The organism is Microbulbifer maximicatervae (SeqCode) (assembly GCF_052467825.1).
Genome location: NZ_CP174327.1, coordinates 1167501 through 1170000, shown reverse-complemented (window position 1 = coordinate 1170000; position 2500 = coordinate 1167501). Strand labels below are relative to the sequence as shown.

The following is a 2500-nucleotide window of genomic DNA, read 5'->3' as shown; positions in this document are numbered from 1 at the left end:
ACCAGGTGGCTGCGACTGTTTATTAAAAACATAGCACTCTGCAAACTCGTAAGAGGACGTATAGGGTGTGACGCCTGCCCGGTGCCGGAAGGTTAATTGATGGGGTTAGCTTCGGCGAAGCTCTTGATCGAAGCCCCGGTAAACGGCGGCCGTAACTATAACGGTCCTAAGGTAGCGAAATTCCTTGTCGGGTAAGTTCCGACCTGCACGAATGGCGTAACGATGGCCACGCTGTCTCCACCAGAGACTCAGTGAAATTGAAATCGCTGTTAAGATGCAGTGTACCCGCGGCTAGACGGAAAGACCCCGTGAACCTTTACTACAGCTTTGCACTGAACTTTGAGCCTATTTGTGTAGGATAGGTGGGAGGCTTTGAAGCAGCGACGCTAGTTGTTGTGGAGCCGTCCTTGAAATACCACCCTGGTATGTTTGAGGTTCTAACTCTGGTCCGTTATCCGGATCGAGGACAGTGTATGGTGGGTAGTTTGACTGGGGCGGTCTCCTCCCAAAGAGTAACGGAGGAGTACGAAGGTGCACTCAGCATGGTCGGAAATCATGCAATGAGCATAATGGTATAAGTGCGCTTGACTGCGAGACAGACATGTCGAGCAGGTACGAAAGTAGGTCATAGTGATCCGGTGGTTCTGTATGGAAGGGCCATCGCTCAACGGATAAAAGGTACTCCGGGGATAACAGGCTGATACCGCCCAAGAGTTCACATCGACGGCGGTGTTTGGCACCTCGATGTCGGCTCATCACATCCTGGGGCTGAAGCCGGTCCCAAGGGTATGGCTGTTCGCCATTTAAAGTGGTACGCGAGCTGGGTTTAGAACGTCGTGAGACAGTTCGGTCCCTATCTGCCGTGGGCGTTGGAGATTTGAGAAGAGTTGCTCCTAGTACGAGAGGACCGGAGTGAACGAACCTCTGGTGTTCCGGTTGTCACGCCAGTGGCATTGCCGGGTAGCTATGTTCGGACGGGATAACCGCTGAAAGCATCTAAGCGGGAAGCCTCCTTCAAGATAAGATCTCCCTGAGGCCTTGAGCCTCCTGAAGGGCCGTGGAAGACTACCACGTTGATAGGCTGGGTGTGGAAGCGTTGTGAGGCGTTGAGCTAACCAGTACTAATTGCCCGTGCGGCTTGACCATACAACAGAGATGGTTACTAACGACTAGCTAAGCTAGCGGATTGTGAGTTAGAGACATACGATCGCTTGCGGTGTATTACTACAGATTGTTTTACCGACTTATTTGGGGTTATCGCCGGTCACCAACATGACCGAGGCAAACAGCGATAACACGGTAGGCCAAGCACTTTGCTTATAAGACCAACGCCAACCCAAGCCAGTTTGCCTGACGACCATAGAGTTGTGGAACCACCTGATCCCTTGCCGAACTCAGAAGTGAAACGCAACATCGCCGATGGTAGTGTGGGGCTTCCCCATGTGAGAGTAGGTCATCGTCAGGCTTCTAATCCGAAAGGGCCACCCAATAGGGTGGCCCTTTTTTTATGGCTAAAAATATTTTAAAGAAGCAAAAAACAAAAATAAAAAAACTAAGAAAGGGAAAGAAGAGAGACGCGCTGCGTGCAAAGTCATAGTGGTTCGAGCCTGTGGCTCTCACCCTACGATTGGCCTTCGGCAGGCTAAACCGTCACCAGCTGTCAGGTTTCTAATAAAAAAACCTACACCAGCTGCGCTACCGGGGATTTCTTTCTAGGGTGCGGTAAAAATTTTCACTATCTCGCGTGCCTGCGCTGCTATGTGAATCGTTCACAAACCCGGAGCCATGCACCGCAGGCTGACGAGCACTGCCCGCCTACAGTGTGGGTCTAGTGTTTCCGATAACTTGCAAAAATAGCTCTAGATAAATTAGTCAGTTTTCACTCCAAAAAATAAACCCCTAAAAGATCTTTACGTTTCTTCCTCAAGTTTTTCAGAGCTTCTGCAAAAATTTGCCACTGGATACACACTTAAAACTACTTTCGTGAACTTTAGGTTTGTATTTTTAATGGCTTCAAAACTACCAGAGTTAGTAAGCTACTAAATACTCCCAGAAAGTTATCCCCTAGAGCCTAGTATCCCTAATAGTTATTCAATCTGGCTGCCAAATAGTGTGGATAGTGCCGTGCATCTAAAAAACTACGCGTATATTCCCCGATAGTGATGTGAGGATTTTATTCATAGTTATATTTTACGTTTCCACCATCAGGGGATGCATTTACAGTCTGATTTTTAACCAAAAACCATTTTGGAAATTTATTACATAAAGTGCTTGCGGAGCCCATCCGAAGTCCGTATAGTTCGCCTCCTCGCTGCTCAGGCAGCAGCGGGAAGGCAGCTCTAAGTCGTTGATTTTCTTAAGAAAATCTTTTGAAAAAAGAGCTTGCCAAGCACGGAGAGGTCGCTATAATGCGCGCCACTTCAAGCAAGATCGGAAACGAACTTGCCGGGATTCGAGAAAGCGTTTCGCTTCACGAGTCACCGAAAAAAAGCTGCTAAAA

General features: G+C 48.5%; 2 rRNA genes (1 of these 2 running past the window's edge). Both read left to right on the top strand.

The features are described from left to right. Window positions 1-1146 (top strand): 23S ribosomal RNA (locus ACJJII_RS05195) (it extends 1736 nt beyond the left edge of the window). A 203-nt stretch (window positions 1147-1349) separates the two neighbouring features. Continuing rightward, window positions 1350-1465 (top strand): 5S ribosomal RNA (rrf, locus tag ACJJII_RS05190). Window positions 1466-2500: the final 1035 nt, after the last annotated feature.